16 protein-coding genes are annotated in these 16,671 nt (G+C 41.4%); all 16 read right to left on the bottom strand.

From position 1 onward, the window contains the following. Window positions 1-68 precede the first annotated feature (68 nt). Window positions 69-611, bottom strand: coding sequence for a tight adherence pilus pseudopilin TadF (gene tadF / locus ACXAC1_RS04225; protein WP_475059141.1), 543 nt, complete (start codon window positions 609-611; stop codon window positions 69-71). 8 nt (window positions 612-619) lie between these two features. Next, complete coding sequence (locus ACXAC1_RS04230) at window positions 620-1,141, bottom strand: hypothetical protein (RefSeq protein WP_475059143.1); 522 nt, start codon at window positions 1,139-1,141, stop codon at window positions 620-622. Between the two features lie 13 nt (window positions 1,142-1,154). Continuing rightward, window positions 1,155-2,639: a tetratricopeptide repeat protein gene (locus ACXAC1_RS04235; protein WP_475059146.1), complete on the bottom strand. Its 1,485-nt coding sequence runs from the start codon at window positions 2,637-2,639 to the stop codon at window positions 1,155-1,157. Next, window positions 2,629-3,414 (bottom strand): type II secretion system F family protein, encoded by a 786-nt coding sequence (locus ACXAC1_RS04240; RefSeq protein ID WP_475059149.1) that lies wholly within the window; start codon window positions 3,412-3,414, stop codon window positions 2,629-2,631. Before ACXAC1_RS04240 ends, ACXAC1_RS04235 begins: the two co-directional genes overlap by 11 nt. Window positions 3,415-3,511: 97 nt before the next feature. Further along, a complete protein-coding gene (locus ACXAC1_RS04245; RefSeq protein WP_475059152.1) occupies window positions 3,512-4,441 on the bottom strand; it encodes a type II secretion system F family protein in 930 nt (309 codons plus the stop codon). Next, entirely contained in the window at window positions 4,441-5,655 is a 1,215-nt protein-coding gene (locus ACXAC1_RS04250; RefSeq protein WP_475059154.1) for a CpaF family protein, read from the bottom strand. The genes ACXAC1_RS04245 and ACXAC1_RS04250 overlap by 1 nt, the downstream gene beginning before the upstream one ends. Window positions 5,656-5,742: 87 nt before the next feature. Beyond that, window positions 5,743-6,996: a CpaE/TadZ family protein gene (locus tag ACXAC1_RS04255; protein WP_475059157.1), complete on the bottom strand. Its 1,254-nt coding sequence runs from the start codon at window positions 6,994-6,996 to the stop codon at window positions 5,743-5,745. 5 nt (window positions 6,997-7,001) lie between these two features. Next, complete coding sequence (locus tag ACXAC1_RS04260; RefSeq protein WP_475059159.1) at window positions 7,002-7,508, bottom strand: hypothetical protein; 507 nt, start codon at window positions 7,506-7,508, stop codon at window positions 7,002-7,004. After that, complete coding sequence (locus tag ACXAC1_RS04265; protein WP_475059161.1) at window positions 7,505-8,836, bottom strand: type II and III secretion system protein family protein; 1,332 nt, start codon at window positions 8,834-8,836, stop codon at window positions 7,505-7,507. Before ACXAC1_RS04265 ends, ACXAC1_RS04260 begins: the two co-directional genes overlap by 4 nt. 10 nt (window positions 8,837-8,846) lie before the next feature. After that, window positions 8,847-9,683 carry a Flp pilus assembly protein CpaB gene (gene cpaB / locus ACXAC1_RS04270; protein WP_475059164.1) on the bottom strand — a complete coding sequence of 279 codons (837 nt, stop codon included), beginning with the start codon at window positions 9,681-9,683 and terminating at the stop codon, window positions 8,847-8,849. A gap of 18 nt (window positions 9,684-9,701) precedes the next feature. Beyond that, window positions 9,702-10,166, bottom strand: coding sequence for a prepilin peptidase (locus ACXAC1_RS04275; protein ID WP_475059167.1), 465 nt, complete (start codon window positions 10,164-10,166; stop codon window positions 9,702-9,704). 24 nt (window positions 10,167-10,190) lie between these two features. Beyond that, window positions 10,191-10,448 (bottom strand): Flp family type IVb pilin, encoded by a 258-nt coding sequence (locus ACXAC1_RS04280; RefSeq protein WP_475059170.1) that lies wholly within the window; start codon window positions 10,446-10,448, stop codon window positions 10,191-10,193. 670 nt (window positions 10,449-11,118) lie between these two features. Next, window positions 11,119-12,111, bottom strand: coding sequence for a peptidoglycan-binding domain-containing protein (locus ACXAC1_RS04285; protein WP_475059172.1), 993 nt, complete (start codon window positions 12,109-12,111; stop codon window positions 11,119-11,121). Window positions 12,112-12,224: 113 nt separating this feature from the next. Continuing rightward, the gene (locus tag ACXAC1_RS04290; protein ID WP_475059175.1) at window positions 12,225-12,992 is read right to left on the bottom strand and encodes an OmpA family protein; all 768 of its coding nucleotides are present in this window, start codon (window positions 12,990-12,992) and stop codon (window positions 12,225-12,227) included. A 170-nt stretch (window positions 12,993-13,162) separates the two neighbouring features. Then, complete coding sequence (gene glmS / locus ACXAC1_RS04295) at window positions 13,163-14,992, bottom strand: glutamine--fructose-6-phosphate transaminase (isomerizing) (protein WP_475059177.1); 1,830 nt, start codon at window positions 14,990-14,992, stop codon at window positions 13,163-13,165. A gap of 160 nt (window positions 14,993-15,152) precedes the next feature. Next, a complete protein-coding gene (glmU, locus tag ACXAC1_RS04300) occupies window positions 15,153-16,514 on the bottom strand; it encodes a bifunctional UDP-N-acetylglucosamine diphosphorylase/glucosamine-1-phosphate N-acetyltransferase GlmU (RefSeq protein ID WP_475063776.1) in 1,362 nt (453 codons plus the stop codon). Between the last annotated feature and the right edge of the window lie 157 nt (window positions 16,515-16,671).

Below are 16,671 nucleotides of genomic sequence, written 5' to 3' on the forward strand. Positions count from 1 at the left end.
TTTAAACGCTAAATCTGTATATATATTGATCTAAAAAGACCCAAAAATCCAGAATAAAGTCGAGGCGATTAGCGCCCAATCATCAATGCATCACTATGTACGACAGCTTGTTCATTACTATAAAAATACCCGAAGAAATTGGGTGCTTCGTAGCATAGTGTCACCCTATATAAAGCGGCACTACGCCCTTTAGACGTGATTACAGAAAGTCTTTGATCTAATGCTCTTGAGCTTATAGAGCATTTTATCCCGCCCAGATCTCGGGATAAGTAGGCTTTATCTTGGCTCCAAGTTTCTAATCGAATTCCATATTTTGACTCTTTAAAGTTAGATAGCACCCTAGCAAGAGAGCCCTTCACAATTGTGTCAATCTGCTGGAATTCGGCATCCGTTACAAAGAACTCATCCTCTTCAAAAAGAGTTGTTCGCTCTTTTATTAGACTCACTCCCGAGTATGCTAACCTATCCAGCTTCCCCTTAATAGAAAGGCTAATCACCGAATCACTAGCAAAAGCTAATGCAGCAGCAAAAGCTAAACCAACAATGGCAAACTCAACTGTGAAGTTTCCAGATTTTGAGCCCGGCGAAAATCGAGAAGGCAAGCTAACCATAATCCACTCTAACCTCTCTGGTATTCTTGGATAACAATCATTTCCCTAGCGAAAATATCATTGCTTGTTCCAAAAAAAGATGAAAAAATCGGTTTGTAGTCATATTCAATACGATAAATTGCTATTGGTGAGCCTAAGATTACACCACACTGGTTCCCATTTGACTTAGTCTCACAAATCCCATCAAGATTTGCGAGATCACTATAGGTTTTCACAAACTGTATGCTTGTTTTGAAGGAGCTTTCTGATACAAAGTTACTCCAGATATTATTATCTTTGTTTATAATAGTTTGAAAATCTTGGTTAAATTTTGCTTGACTATCATCATTTATCTCATCAGGGTTCAATTTTGCATAATGGCTCGCATTAGAAATCAAAACATCGCCTAATGCGGAGACATAAGAAATGTAACTCATTTCAGCCCACAATAGACACATCGCCCAAAACGCACCAAAACCCATGACAAATTCCAAAGCTGCTAGCCCTTTTTTATTACTCTTACGAATAAGCAAACGATTAATCGGTTTCACCACAACTCCTCTGCTATTGCACATCAATTAGATTACCATTTGAATCAAAAGAGACATCAAGAAGAACTCCCCTATGACGAAACTGAGCAACAGGAATTTCAGAAGCTCCATCTGGAATTAAGGAATAACTTGTTAGCTTAACAAACTCGCTTTCTTTTTCATTCAAAGAAGATTCCTTTACTTTATTTGAATTTAAAGTAACACTCTCGTTTAGCTCTAAATCTTTATACAAATCATTCGAAGGCTCTTTAGGGTCCTTTTTTTGAATGCCCTCACGAATTACCACCATTGATTTTCCACTCAAGCTTTTACCAATATTAGTTTTCAATAATAGATCTGATGGAGGCTCTTGTAGACTATATATTCTAGTCAAACCGGTAAGATCATTAAAATTTTGTCGCTCTTTTCGTAAGCGATCATCTTCAGAAAAAACTACGTTTCTAATGATTTTCTCTGAGGGTTTTACTGTTTCATTTAATGATAAAGAACTTTTCGATTTACCAACCTGATTGATAGCAGCACTAGGGCGAACAAAGCTTAAAATAGGAGTACTCTCTAAACTAGAATTACTTTCCAAATTAGGCGTTGTAGCTCGATATTGGTAATCCTTACTTTCATGTATAGATGTTTCCTTAAGTAAAAGCTCTGAATTATTCACATGCTCTTCTTTGGAACTGATCAAACCATCATCAAAAGATTTATTTTCCAAGCGCTGTTCGGAAATAGAAATGCCTTCTTTAGAAATTCGAGTAGAGGGTTCACTAGCTCGCAAGTTATGAAAAATTTCAAATAACTCAGATTCACTATACTCCTTCCCATACAAAGATTTCAATGACTCGAAGCTACCAAGCTTTGCAAGGATTATAGCAAGATTTGCCTTAACTCTTTTATTAACTTTAGAAGGATTTGAAATGTAGATAGGCATTAATCTAGAAGCAGCACTCTTATAGTTACCTTCGATCATATCTAAAAGTGCCAGATTGTTTTTAATCGTTGTATCATCGTACATTTTTTCACGCGCTTTAGTAAAAGAATCCCTCGCTAGTCTAATTTTACCTTGTTCAGCCTGAACAACTCCTAACATATTAAGCACTCTCGCGTCGTGCTTGCTTTTACTTGAAGCTATCAATAAAGAATTTTCAGATTGAGAAAGCTTACCTATACTGTATAAAGAGACTCCTTGTAAATAAAAAACCTCTGAAGAAGCATCTTGTCTATTAACAATAGGTAGTAATATAAACAAAGCTGAATCATAATCATGGGTTTCAACATAAATTCTCGCTAGGTTTAACCGACTCTCTAGATCGTCATTTATCTTTATTTTCTCTTTATAGTAGTCTATCAGCTTCGGATAGTTTTTAGACTGCTCTAAGAATTTTAAGTTTATTGAAGAGTCCACTCCCTCATTGCCAAACCTATCCTTTGTTGACATGTAGTCATTCGAAGAACATCCCGTCAAAGCCAAAACGAGAAAAAATGTAAGCGTTTTATGAACCATTCATCATCCTCATAATACCAGGCGCTGTAATTAGAATAACAACTGGAAACATGATAAACAAAATAAGAGGAATCGACATTTTAGCCGATAGTTTACCTATTTTCTCTTCAAGACCAAGCATTTGCACCTCTCTAATTTCAGAAGAGAGAGTAGTTAAGACAGCATAAATGGAAGTACCATATTGCAAGCTTTGATTTAAGGTCATGACAAAGCTTCGCATTTCATTCGTCGGAACTCTCGTATACAATTCTTCGAGTGCTTGCTCTATACCTATTATCTGAATGCGGTCGTTTGTTTTATTTAGCATATGACCTAGATCTTTATCTAGAGACATCATCTCCTTGCTAAGATATGCCATTGATGCCTCGATAGTCATACCCGTTTGGACGCAAACAGCTAACAAATCAATCATATAAGGTAGTTTTATAGAAATACTTGTTCTCAAGCTTTTGGCTTTACTAGCAAGGTAAGCATCCGGCAAAATTAAAACAGCTATCACCCAAAATGCCAAAACTAAAAAAACGTTCTTCAACTCCCAATTATCATGAATAGAAAGCCAATAGAATAAGCTCACCCCAAACACTAAAGATAAATACTTTATCGGCATGTAGTATGAAGCAAGCATTTTATTATAAAATCCAGCAGCAAGAAACTTTCTCTGAATTTCCGCTTCGCTAGTAGAAAACACTGATCTTAATGAGCTCAAAAGGCTACGAATTAAACGATGCCGCTTATTCGGGAGGCTCTGATTTCTATATGCAATAAGCCACTGCATCCCTACACTCCGCTTCTTACTACTTCCCAGAAGCAGCAGAACTAGCAGAACATAGAAAGCGATTAGTAACGTTACAAATGTAAAGTCAGAAAATAGGTCAGCGAACACTTTTCATCAACCCCCAAATTATTGCCATACCCACAGCTTCACTCGCCAGCATGTAATATAACAACAAGCGCCCTTGAGAGTCGTTCATCACATATTCGAAGTTTTCGGGACTTGTAAAACGCATCATTATCAAAAATAAAAATGGAATAGCACCAACAATTTTAGCTGACGCACGCGCTTCAGAAGTCAAAGCGTATTTCTTTTTTTCAATCGCCCTTATATTAAACATAAGACGATTTAAGCGCTGAATGATATCCTTAAGCTGCCCACCTCGCTCCATATTTGCTTGAATAGTAATAACGAAAAAGTAAAATGTTGGATATGGGAAGCGAATACAGGCCTTACGAAAAACTTCTTCAGGAGATTCACCTAACTGGAGCCTTTTTCCCATAATCCTAAACTCATCAGCCACCCTACCATCTAAAGTTTCGCCAACATAGCTTATAGCTTGAGTAATACTTTCACCAGCAGACACTGCACTAGTGAGCATATTTAATGCCACCGGAAAAACCTCTTCAAATGACTTTTGCAGCTTAGTCTGTAGCCATATGTAACCAACGAAACTTCCTATTACTGCAGTCACAGCCAAATAAACGAAATAGTTTCCCGAAACAAAAGTGTCATTAAAAACCTTAGTACCTATAGCTAAGCATGAATAGAATAAAAACAACTTTAAAATAGCCTGGCCACCAAGCAAGCCTAGAAGGTTGAGCCATTTATTTTTCAACTTATCAAGAAATGTTCTGCCTGTAAGACTTTTCAAATCCACCGCTTGTTTACTTTGCCTAGAAGATATAGGTACTTCAACACGACTGTATCTTCGCAAGTAATTAATGTGCTTAGAACGCTTAGCTTGCCTAGTTGCAAAAAAAGCCCCTAACAAACCAATTAATACTAAAATAGTGAAAAAGCCAGCCATCACTTTTTCTCCTTTTGCTCCAGACTACGAAACGCCCCAACCAATCGCTCCTCCAGCCCAAAAAACCTCGCTTTTTCAAATAAAATTGATCGTTTAATCAATCCCGCAGTTTCGAAGCTTCCCTCTAGCTTACCTGAGTCATTCTGCTTATACGTGGGCTGAAAGCGAAAAATCTCCTCTAAAATGACGCTACTACCTTCTAAACCTACCACTTCAGTTATGCTCATTACTTTGCGCGATCCATCGTGCAATCTACTTATCTGAATAATTAAATCTACAGCGCTAACTATAGTTCGACGAATTGCTTCAAGCGGAAGGTTGCTTGTTGCCATCATGACCATAGATTCAACACGCGCGAGCGCATCTCTCGGTGTGTTAGCATGCAAAGTAGACATTGAACCATCATGTCCAGTGTTCATAGCTTGCAGCATTTCAAACGCCTCAGCACCTCGACACTCACCAACAATAATGCGGTCTGGGCGCATACGCAATGAGTTTATTACCAAGTCTCGCTGCGATACCGTACCTGTATTTTCTATTCCCGCCGTCCGAGTCTCAAGACGAACAACATGTGGTTGTTGGAGCCTTAATTCAGCCGCATCCTCTATGGTTACAATCCGCTCATTTTCAGATATATATTGTGATAATGCGTTCAGCATAGTGGTCTTACCTGAGCCAGTACCACCAGATATAAGTATGTTCAAACGACAACGTGCCGCCACCATCAATACTTGCGCCATTTCCAAACTCATCGCGCCGAATTCACAAAGCTTCTCAAAGTCAATACTTTGTTTTTTGAACTTACGAATTGAAATAGACGTGCCATCAATGGCAATAGGAGGAATTACAATATTAACACGGCTTCCATCAGCCAGCCGAGCATCACAGGTGGGTGAGGAATCATCTACACGTCGCCCAACTCGTGATGCTATGCGCTTTGCTATCTCTAGGAGCTGCTTCTCATCGATGAAATCAACATGTGTTTGCTCAACTAAACCGTTACGCTCAATAAAAACATTTTCATGTCCATTAATCATAATGTCACTAATGGATTCATCTTCCATTAGGCTCTGTAAAGGACCAAGTCCTATAAGTTCATTAACTAGATTTTTTACAAAATCTTGTCTTATTGTTTTGGGAACAGATAAACCTTCTCGAATAATCAATAAGTCTATCGCGTCCGTTAATTGCTTACTTAGTTGCTCTCTATTCAAGCTAGAGATCACATCGGGGTCTAGAGCATCAAATATCTGCTTCCGCAAACCGACATATATAGCCTTCGCTCCAATCATAGAATCCCTTTAACCCTTTCCATTACCACCAAAAGAGAACAAGGAACGCTTTTGCTTTGTCTCCTCTGTGCTTTCTCCTAACACTACTGAAGCCAGCTCTTTCAACGGTTTAGAAGCTTTCAAAGAAGTTTTTGCAATTCGCCTATCATCTAAAATGCAGAAAGAAATTTGTTCACAATAGGGGATTTCAATATCTATTTTACATTTCAAAAATGCTTCTGCATCTACAGTAGAGAGGGTTTGCGCTTTTCTAGGTACACAATGATTCATAACCAAAATAAGCCGTAAAGAATCACTGTGATTAATTCTCTGTATTTTTTCCCTCATTCGCGCCGCATCACGAACAGAAGATACAGTTGGCGATATCACTAGGACAATACAGTCACATTGACCGATAAACTTATCAGATTCTATTCCAAAACCAACAGACGCAGAGCAATCTTCAAGGATGAAATTAACTTCACTAGCCAATAAATCAACCACAGCATTTGAATAGTCTAATAAAGAGGAACTCTCTAAGGAGTCTGAAGTTAATGACAAGATTGAAAGCAGGTTATTTTGACGGAACATCAGGGACTGAGCAAATGCCTCATCTAATGACGACAAATCCCCCTGCTGGACTTTTCGCCTATCGTAGTCGCGAATCCCCATCATAATATCAAGATCTCCCGTACTGTAATTTTGGTCTACTACCAAGCACGAAGATTTTTTATGGGCGCTTAGCAAATAAGAAAGCTCCGCACAAATAAATGTTGCACCAACCCCCCCCTTAGAGCCAATGACGCTGATGTACTTTGCACGACGATTTTGCCCAGGACCTCGATTGCTATTTCTCTTTCTGTTGTCATTAACGCTTCGAACGAAGTCTATTAGTTCTTGCTTCGTTATAGGCCAAAAAAGATAATAAAATCCAATAGCTTTTAAATTACGTATTGTGGAAATTGCATCTTCACTTCCTATAACGATAACTGATGCATGGTTGGGCAGCAAATGACTAATGAACTCAGCATCTTGGCTAATACTAGAGCTATTATTCAGCTCTAGTATTACAATCTCAATGTCCGATTTTCGAACGTAATCAGTAATTTCTTCTTTGTTGTTTTTTGCAACAGTGGGAGGAGCAACGCCTTCAAATCGATAAGCTTCTTCTACCAATTTCTTACATTCGTCAGTCTGGTAAAATAGAACTGTTCCAATTTTCTCTTGATCAACCTGAGTTTCGATTTTTTTACTATTTCTTAATGAGTCAACCAAATCGAACATAGCAATTACTCCTGCACAGCATTGAGTGTAGATGGAAGCATTCGATCTGGAGACACCATACTCTTCCATCGAGCATTTTCAGTAAAACAACCATCACCTGAAAAATAAAAGCTTTGAATACTCGAACGCTTGCACTCTCGATCACCCACCTTATGCTGAATAACTTTAATCCCAAAATTAAAACGGCCATTCATTTGACTACTATCTAGAATATTGGTATTAGAAACCCCTATTTTGACTAGCTCATCTCTAACGTATTTCGAGAATTTCACAGACTCTTTATCTGTTGTCTCAATCGATATTACTTGACTTAAGACAGCACCCCTGTTTTTCTCAATAAACTCACGTAGGCGCACCTTAGATTCAGGTAGATTATTCTCGTTCAGTTTAAGCAATAAACTATATTCAACTGGAAAGACTTCTAAACTAGTTCCGTTTCTACTATGTTCTACATTACTACATGCAGTTAAGAAAACATTGACAAGAACAAATAATAAGGACGATCTAATCATTGAATAAATCCACCCTCAAATAAAATATCCTCACTAATTTTTTTTGTTTCTGGATTACTGTCAAAATAAGTCGTTTCAGGCAATACTAAGAATCGCTCTAGATTACTTGTCCTTTTAAGCACAGGTAGCTGTGCATCTTCTGACGAGATCGGCTGAACCAAGTTAACTGTTGCAAGAATGAGTAACTCGGTTTTATTTCTTTCAGTCTCTGTATAACGAAACAGAGAACCTAAAATTGGGATATCCCCAATAAAAGGAATTTTACGCAGTAGCTCGCGTTCCTCACTATTAAGCAACCCCCCTAAAACAAAGCTCTGGCCATCAGCTAACTCCACCGTTGTTCTGGCGCGTCGTGTTTTGAACGCAGGTATATCATAAGTACCATCACCATACTGGGTATCTACCGAACTCACTTCTGGTTGCAATGATATTCGAATTTTGTCATCGCGCATTACCTTAGCCATAACCTCTAACCGAACCCCAAACTCCTTGTAAGTGATACTAACTCCGCCATCATAGGTGGTTGCTATAGGTAACTCGCCCCCCACAAGGAAACTTGCGGTTTCACCAGAGATAACAGATAGATTAGGCTCAGCTAGCACCTGACCTACTTCATCATCATTTATCGCTGTAATTGCTCGAATGATAGTATCACTAGAAAAACTCCCCAAGGCATTCACAAAAACACCTGAAGACTGCCCAGAGGAACCGAATTCCAAACCAAAGTTTTCCATCAGGGAATGAGATACCTCAGCCACAGAAATTTTCACATTAATCTGCTTTGTTGTAGCAACCTCGATATTGTTGACAACACCTGAAAATGTGCGTTTACGCATGAAATCCATAGTTAGCGTTTGATCATTATTTAACTTCCATTCTACATCTTGATTCTCTGACTCCTTACCCAGCAACTCACCGACAAGAATGTAAATCCCATCCTTTTCTTCCTCTGTGGCAACAACACCGCTTAGCACCACTTTATCGCCTAAGTTGTATATAGAGACATCGGAGTTAGGGTAGCGCATCTCAATATTCTGCTGTATGTGCACCATGCTTTGATTAACAATAAGCTGCCTTTGTAAAAGAGCTTTTCCATCATCATCAAAAAGTAACAAGGTAGACTTTCCAACTCCCAACCCAAAAACAACAATTTTGTTCTTATCAATCACTTGGTAATCGGCAATAGTTGGGTCTGATATAAACACCGAACCAATTTCTTGAGCTGTTGTAATTGGACGCGCATCACCTTGCGATAAATTAATCAACTCTTGTGACCACGCTAGGGAAGCCAAAAGGGAACACACTAAAATAAGCAAACTCTTTATCACGATTCGTCCCTTACTTTACGACTTGAGATCGAGCCCTATATTCTCGAACGGATTTGTAATCGGATAACACATCTCCCGCATCAGCTGAAAGCTCAGAAGCTAACACATCTCCAGTAGAAAGATGCACCTCTATTTTTGCAATGGCTTTTGCAACCGTCAATTTTGCAATTTGTTTTCGCGTAAGCTGTAATGTTAATGAAACTTGATCAGAAGCCCCTGATACACTGGGAACGATCATTTTTTCACTAGTTGTTGACGGCTTCTCTTCTGGAAGGTTGACCTGAAGCACTTTCACACCGATAAATAAAGGGGAGATAGACACGCTCTCCAAATCTAAAACTTCAGGTTGCTGGGAAAAGTTTTGAGTCGATGAACTAAGTACTAGTAGATCAACTATTGAACCATTACTTATGCCACCACCAAACACTGAACTGGAAGGCACAGTAATCATTGAAGGAATATAGCCAGGCTCAATAACAAGATTTACATAATCTGCATGGCCAGGGTACGCTATATTGTTGTGAAAGACTGGCTGCCCCTTTTGGAGATCGCGCTTTGACACCATACCTTCAATGAAATCAATCTCGATATCCTGTTTAATACCAAAGCCGTGCGCTTCAGCCTCGGACATTTTTAGAAGCTTCAGAGATTGCCTTGTTAAAACAGCCCCTTTAGGAATTTCTTCTTTTGCCACCCACACTAAAAACGAAACTTCGGGCGTAGAAACTTCAACTTCCTTATTAATTACGATGGGTTCGGGTTGATTTGAGGCTTTAATCACGAGAATCCCGATTAGACCAACCCCTAAAAAAACCAATGAAAATATCATCAAGAATCGTGATCGCATAACTACATCCTAGCTGTATTAACTTAACCGACTTAAATAAGAAAGCAATACCATCAAATATCCTGAAAGGCATATGGGCACAGCAAATGGTACCCCTTTAGCTCTAGCTTTTGATAAACTGGTTTTAATCGCAATCAAGAGATAACCAAAAGCCATCAAACCACCAAACAAAGCGATACCGTAAAGCATAAGGGAAATAAATTCCGGCCTAACTCCAAATGAAATGACTACTAGCAATTTAGTATCGCCAGCGCCAAGTACATTAAGGTAATGAAGCAAAAAACCCACTATCAACATCACCAAGCAAATCGGAAAAACCTGAATATTTGGCTGATACCACCAGGATGAAAGCAGAAGAACTGCCAAACAGAACAAATAGCGATGTTTGACAGTTCTTTTCGTAATGTCGTCAATTGATACTTTTACAAGAACAGCAAAAACAACAACTAATACTACGACACTCCAGATGATTGAAAGACTCAAAGGAGAGGCTTTATAACTTAGCCATTAAGTACCATCAGTACCACCACTAGAAGTGCCAGTGGTTACAGCAGTCTTAAGAGATGACATAGCCTGATCAAGCGCATCTTTAAAACCACCACTAGAGCCGAACACTACAGCTACTGTACCCGCGATAGCCACACCGATAATAGCATACTCAATTGCAGTTACTCCCTTCTTGCTAGTGACAAAACTAGCAAAGCTAGATGCTAGCTTGTTGCTTGACACCAACGCATCTGCCTTAGCGAATAATTTAGTTAGCATATACAACACTCCATTATAAAAAAACTTAAAAGATTGACTTAACAATCTAAGATTATCAAAAGAATATTACAAAGTAATTAATGCGGAAAAGCGCATAACTTAGATGAATACCTTTTGAAAAGTATAGTCCACTAGGCATGGATACACCAAGTCATGAAATCTATCCACCATAAGATGAAATATTCTACGCTTGCTACATATCCAAACACTACACTCTTCATGATACCTAAGTTTTGATGCAGGTCAATGTTCAAAAAACACCCACCCAAACTCTTTTGTTACACAATGTTAACAAAAAAATTAAAAATGTAACCATTAGCCACCTAGCATACAGGTAACAGAGCGTATTTGTCGTGTAGTAAATTTTTGTAACAGCAAAACTTTTCTATGCTCAAGAAAAAACAAGGCTTCAAAAGTACTGGATTTGGGGCCTAATGAAATTTACTTAAGCGAAGGAATTGAAGTGCCCCAGTAAATGATTAAGCATTTTTAGTAGGATTCTTTGTATTTATTCGGCAACTCTTAATTAGGGAGTATGCGAATAAGTTAGAAGCTTGATACGCGTAGGTAAATAATCACCTTTAATTTCAAAGAGATAAAAAAGGAAGCTCGCCATGGAAAAACATACTCGCATCCTTCGTTTATAACTCCCCATCTTTAGGTTCTAGAACTATTTAGTATAATGAACACCTAATGCGTCTAATGACTCAAAGGTCATGGCTCCAACCGCTAAACCTGAATCCCTTTGAAATTGCTTCAGTGCATTTAAGGTTTTCTCTCCAAGCATACCGTCAATCCCCCCAACTGGATACCCATAGTCATACAGTCTGCCTTGCATTGACATGATCAAGTTTGCATTCAGATCTTCATTACAAACCGCTTGGCGCATGACCATTCGAGGCTTACCGTCGTAAGCTTTTAAACGCAATTCTCTTGTTTGCGCTGGTACTTGGCGTGGATTAGCACTGGCTGGCTTCACAACTTCGTCAACCGCTACGTCCTCTAACTTAGGCGCCAAGGAGACCTCAACAACACGAGCAGGCTGATCGATAACCCATTTGGTCACTGTTTCATATTTCGCAGGCACGACCACCACTTTACTTTGTTCTGGTCGCACCAAAACCTGAACTTTGACAGTTTCGTATTTCGCTGGAATTTCTCGGGCACAGAACGCGGACCCACCAGCTGCCTGACATTGCTCTATCACTGTTCTAGCTTCTTCGATAACAACACGACGCTCTCGCTCTTCGTATTCCGCAGGCACTTTAGCAAAGCGAGTCGTTTCAGGTCGCACCAAAACTTGTTCCGTGACACGCTTGTAGGTCGCTGGCTGCAAACGGTAAGTGACCGTGCCTTCGCGGGTCACCACTTTTTTATAACCTCTTTTGATCTCAGCAGGGGTCACTTCAATGGTGGTATGTGAATCTTTAACTGTGACAGCGACGGTTTTATCCACTTCTCGCGGCATGATTTGGCCATATACCCAACACTCTCCCGGATTTACCTCTAAATCGGTTGTGGATGGTACCGGTACTGGCTGTTCGAAACCTTGCGCCTGCGCAGCGTTTTCTAAGCTTGAAGTTTGCGCATAAACATGAGGTAAATTAAGCGCTAAAGCGGTTAGCACGGAGGTTATTAACAAACGGTTTTTATTGATAGTCACGGTTGGTTTCCTACTAATCGTTCTTAGCGTCGCGCATTGTGGACAACGATTGCTAAATAAAATTCATATATCATGCGTCATGTACGCCATTATCACTAGCTCGTCATTATAACTCAAGGGGTGCTGGGAGCTTCGTAGATTTCAATTTCTACGCGGCGGTTTGGCCCTAAACAGTTAATCAGAGCCTGATCTTGCAATTCGCTTTCACATTCAACAACGGGAGCAATCTCCCCCATACCTTTTATTAATAACTGGCTCTGAGGCACACCTTTTTGCAAAAAGCGTTTACCGACTTCTCTTGCACGCCATTTAGATAGGGTCAAATTGGCCTCTGCGGACCCTATGATGTCGGTATGCCCCGTGATCGTAATCACTGGTGTGCGATAGCGAGTTAGTACTTTGTCAACAAATTGATCCAAAGCTTGAGCGCCATTGGCACTTAGTTGATATTGATTGAAGCTGAACAGTACATCACTTAATAATGAAAAGACTTCGACACGAGAGGATTGGGAGGCTTCTGGCGTCATGGCAATGCTTTGTTGATAGAGCAAATCACAAACACTTTTACGCCAATCTGCAGAACGCAGTTTGCCTTGCTGGTCAAATTCGAGACGGTACTGACAACCCATAAACGCCGTCGGAGAGGTTGGGACACTGATATTATATTCCCAACGTGCACCATCTTCTAAGTGCTCAACACTATAGGGCGTTCCTAATAGAGCATCCACATCTTGCTGCGAATCCCCTATTCGTAAGCTGGACAAAAACATGGATAAATCCTGTTGCCCCTTTGCACTTAATAATTGTTGATCAAACTGTGTCACGGACGTGATGGCATCATCATGATGTAACGATGCGCCATCAGCCCATGTTTTTGGCATAAATAACCCCGCTAACACTATAAAGGAGCACACCCTCAGCTTTTCTAACATTGAATCCCTCATAATGTGTCAGTGTATCGCACAAATTTACAAAGTTAGTTTTTTACCAAAAGCTGACATAAAAAGTAAGAGTGATTCGATTTAATATTATAAAACCGAGGGCTAAATCATCATTCCACCGTTACACTTTTAGCCAAGTTACGAGGCTGGTCGACGTCGGTACCCTTTACCACTGCGACATGGTAAGACAACAGCTGTAAAGGAATGGTATGTACGATCGGCTCAAGAATTTCGTCAACCTTTGGCACTTCTGTAAATGTGACCGAGTTTTCGCTTTGCAGTTCCGTATCGCGATCGGCAAATACAAACAGCTCACCGCCACGAGCAGCCACTTCTTGTAGGTTAGATTTTAATTTATCCAACATATCATTGTGGGGCACCATGGTGATGATTGGCATGTCTTCGTCTACCAGTGCTAGCGGGCCATGTTTTAACTCCCCGGCAGGGTAGGCTTCGGCGTGGATATAACTGATTTCTTTTAGCTTAAGCGCGCCTTCTAGGGCAATTGGAAACATTGGGCCACGACCTAGGAATAAGGCATTGTGCTTGTTGGCGAACTGCTCTGACACCACTTTGATGGCATCATCTTGCTTGATCGCAGCATCGACGTAGGCAGGCAGTGAGCGCAATGCTTGCACCAGCTCTACTTGCTTGCGATCATTTAACACGCCTTTTTCAGAAGCAATCGCGATGGAGGTGATCAATAACGCGGTTAATTGTGTAGTGAACGCTTTGGTGGATGCGACACCGATTTCTGCGCCCGCATTGGTCAACAAGGTAAGATCCGACTCACGCACCAATGTCGAAGATGGTACATTACAGATCGCCAACGTGGTTAGGTAGTTCAGCTCTTTTGCCATACGCAGAGCCGCTAAGGTATCGGCGGTTTCACCGGACTGAGACAGCGTTAGGAACAGCGTGCTTTTGGGTACGGCTACTTTGCGGTAACGGTATTCGCTCGCCACTTCTACGCTACAAGGAATGTTAGCCAAGCCTTCGATCCAGTATTTCGCCACCATGCCCGCGTGGTAACTGGTACCACACGCCACGATATGGATGTTTTCAATGTCTTTTAGAAACGCTGAATCGGCACCAAAGCAGCTGGTTAAGACACGCTCTTCGCTGATACGGCCTTCTAAGCATGCTGCGATGACTTTAGGCTGCTCGTAGATTTCTTTGAGCATGTAGTGGCGAAATTCACCTTTATCGGTCGCATCAACATTGTGGTTGAAGACACTGATTGGGCGCTCTTGCACGGTGTCGTTCGCATCAAAGATCGTTACTGCATCACGAGTCAGCTCGACCACATCCCCCTCTTCTAAGAAGATAAATTGGTCAGTAACGTGCAGTAAGGCTAGCTGATCGGACGCAACAAAGTTTTCCTCAATACCGACACCTACCACTAGTGGGCTGCCTTTACGGGCAGCAATTAGACGCTCATTTTCATCGTTTAACGTCACCGCGATGGCAAAGGCACCGTGCAGACGTTTCAAGGCATTTTTAACCGCTTGAAGAAAATCAGGCTCTGTTTTTAATGCGTTATGAATAAGGTGAACAATGACTTCGGTGTCTGTCTGGGAGCGAAACTCGTAGCCTAACTCGATCAGCTCACGACGAAGTACTTCATGGTTCTCGATGATGCCGTTGTGAACCAGCGCCAGATCATCACCCGAGAAATGTGGGTGAGCGTTTACTTCTGTTGGTTTGCCGTGGGTCGCCCAGCGAGTGTGGGCAATACCAAGCTTGCCATCAAGCGGCATGGCTTCGAATTTATCTTTAAGTGCTTGCACCTTGCCCACGGCACGGTGTGCGCGTACACCTGTTTCGTTGTTGATCGCTACACCTGAAGAGTCATAGCCACGGTATTCTAAGCGTGACAGGCCCTCTAGTAAGATTTTTGCTACGTTGCGTTGAGCAATCGCGCCGACGATTCCACACATAATAGTGTCCTTTAATATGTTGAGTAGGAGCTCCTGGGCCGGAATGTGTCATCGGCTCATTTTATTCGCTGTTTTTCGCTCGGGGACCGAGCTCCTACAAGTTGTTTGTTTTGTTCGCTTGCTTTGTTCGCTCGGGAACCGAGCTCCTACAAAAGAGTGCTTACCGTTTCGTTGGACGGGGCCATCCGTCTTTGTTGATTTGTTTAGCTCGGCCAAAGGCGAGTTGGTTCTCGGCAACGGTTTTGGTTATGGTTGAGCCCGCAGCAATGGTGGCACCTGACTGGATCTCAACAGGGGCAACAAGGGCTGAGTTAGAACCAACGAACACGCCATCGCCGATAATGGTTTGAAACTTATTCACGCCATCGTAGTTACAGGTAATAGTACCCGCACCAACGTTTACACCAGCGCCCATTTGGGTGTCACCAACATAACTTAGATGGTTCACTTTGCTGCCTTCGCCAATCAATGCTTTCTTGGTTTCAACGAAGTTCCCGATTTTGGCATGGTTCAACAGTACGGTGCCTGGGCGTAGACGTGCAAACGGCCCTAGGTCGCAGGCTGTACCCACTTCACTGTCTTCGATCATGGTGTTGGCTTTGATGACAGTGTTGTCTGCTACGGCACAATTTTTCAATACGCAGTTAGGGCCGATTTCAACGTTAGCCCCTAAGCTGACTTGACCTTCAAAAACACAGTTCACATCAATGATGCAATCTTGCCCTGTGGTCAATTCACCACGGATATCGATGCGACTTGGGTCCATTAGGGTGGCACCATTGCGCATTAACGCTTCCGCTTGCTGTTGCTGCCAAACACGTTCCAGAGCAGCCAGCTGTACTCTGTCATTCACGCCCGTCACTTCCCATTCATGATCTGGGTGAACGGTTACGATTTTGACGCCCTGCTCTGCCGCCATGGCAATGATATCCGTTAGGTAGTATTCCTGTTGCGCGTTGTCATTGGTTAACGCGCCGAGCCAGCCTTTAAGCTTGCCATTTGGCGCTAACAAGATACCGGTGTTGACTTCGTTGATCAGCAGCTGCTCAGGATTCGCATCTTTTTGCTCAACGATGGCCGTTACAGCGCCTTGCTCATTACGAACGATACGACCATAGCCTGTTGGGTTATCTAACTTAATCGTCAGTAGCACTAAAGTATTATCATTTGAAAGCGATAACATCCGCTCTAGCGTCGCACCTTGGATCAGCGGCACATCGCCGTACAGTGTTAAGGTGCTGCCTTGATCGCTCAGGGAAGGAGCTGCACGACGCAGAGCATCACCCGTACCTTGTGGGTTATTTTGCCACACAATATTGGCTGAAAAATCCTGACAAGCCTGTTCAACTTGTTCACCTTGATGACCGACGACTAAGTGTAATTGAGCGTTGTTTAATGTTGACGCTGTCGCTAGTACGCGACGAATCATCGCCATACCACCAACTTTATGTAAAACCTTCGAAAAGGCTGATTTCATTCGACTTCCCTTGCCCGCCGCAAGGATCACAATATCCTGTGCCATCATCTTTTATCCCAATCTTTATATATGATTCTAAATTATGCGGTATTAGACCTTTTGTTCAGGTTTGTCGCAATTTGTTTTGTCACAAAAAAAATGACAAGTTAATATTTTTTAGCTTATATTTCATGTCATACATCAGTCTAATGGTAGATACGCC

This window comes from Marinomonas sp. AWM4_232 (assembly GCF_056158325.1).

What these genes read in the sequence shown, in the direction of transcription:
- glmS (WP_475059177.1), bottom strand. Translation starts at nt 14,992, where the DNA reads ATGTGTGGAATCGTCGGCGCGATTGCTCAACGCAACGTAGCAAAAATC.
- ACXAC1_RS04260 (WP_475059159.1), bottom strand. Translation starts at nt 7,508, where the DNA reads ATGATTAGATCGTCCTTATTATTTGTTCTTGTCAATGTTTTCTTAACT.
- ACXAC1_RS04240 (WP_475059149.1), bottom strand. Translation starts at nt 3,414, where the DNA reads ATGCAGTGGCTTATTGCATATAGAAATCAGAGCCTCCCGAATAAGCGG.
- ACXAC1_RS04290 (WP_475059175.1), bottom strand. Translation starts at nt 12,992, where the DNA reads ATGCCAAAAACATGGGCTGATGGCGCATCGTTACATCATGATGATGCC.
- ACXAC1_RS04255 (WP_475059157.1), bottom strand. Translation starts at nt 6,996, where the DNA reads ATGTTCGATTTGGTTGACTCATTAAGAAATAGTAAAAAAATCGAAACT.
- ACXAC1_RS04235 (WP_475059146.1), bottom strand. Translation starts at nt 2,639, where the DNA reads ATGGTTCATAAAACGCTTACATTTTTTCTCGTTTTGGCTTTGACGGGA.
- tadF (WP_475059141.1), bottom strand. Translation starts at nt 611, where the DNA reads ATGGTTAGCTTGCCTTCTCGATTTTCGCCGGGCTCAAAATCTGGAAAC.
- glmU (WP_475063776.1), bottom strand. Translation starts at nt 16,514, where the DNA reads ATGGCACAGGATATTGTGATCCTTGCGGCGGGCAAGGGAAGTCGAATG.
- ACXAC1_RS04245 (WP_475059152.1), bottom strand. Translation starts at nt 4,441, where the DNA reads ATGGCTGGCTTTTTCACTATTTTAGTATTAATTGGTTTGTTAGGGGCT.
- cpaB (WP_475059164.1), bottom strand. Translation starts at nt 9,683, where the DNA reads ATGCGATCACGATTCTTGATGATATTTTCATTGGTTTTTTTAGGGGTT.
- ACXAC1_RS04280 (WP_475059170.1), bottom strand. Translation starts at nt 10,448, where the DNA reads ATGCTAACTAAATTATTCGCTAAGGCAGATGCGTTGGTGTCAAGCAAC.